Origin of the sequence: Cognatundibacterium luofuense, assembly GCF_018139685.1 — a bacterium.
GTDB lineage: Bacteria > Pseudomonadota > Gammaproteobacteria > Burkholderiales > Burkholderiaceae_D > Undibacterium > Undibacterium luofuense.
The window spans coordinates 1-335 of record NZ_JAGSPN010000393.1; the positions used below are offsets into that span (position 1 = coordinate 1).

Below are 335 nucleotides of genomic sequence, written 5' to 3' on the forward strand. Positions count from 1 at the left end.
TGGCGTTGTCCTTACCAGGTGCGTAAGTGACGGCGTAGGCCTGCAAAATGCGGTGTTTTGGAACGATCATGTCTGCTCTCCTTGCTGCGCCACAGACAAAGCTACCGCCACCGGCTGCACCCAGATCGGGGCGGCCGACAGCACGAAGGTTTCACCGGACCAGGCCAGCAACAGGGTCGTCCCCATCACTTCCGCGATCGCGGTGGCGGCGTCAGGCGGCACCGCGTTGCCGATGCGCTCGCGCCAGTTGCTGTCGCTCAGCCCTTCCAGCTCCAGGTATTCCTCCGGCTCGATCAGCGATTGCAGGGCGGCCAGCTCCAACGTGGTGAAAGGCC

At 63.9% G+C, this 335-nt stretch carries 1 pseudogene; it reads right to left on the bottom strand.

The annotated features are described in order from the left end of the window. Positions 1–66 precede the first annotated feature (66 nt). Positions 67–335, bottom strand: a pseudogene (locus KDM89_RS20910) (DNA cytosine methyltransferase); the annotation flags it as partial.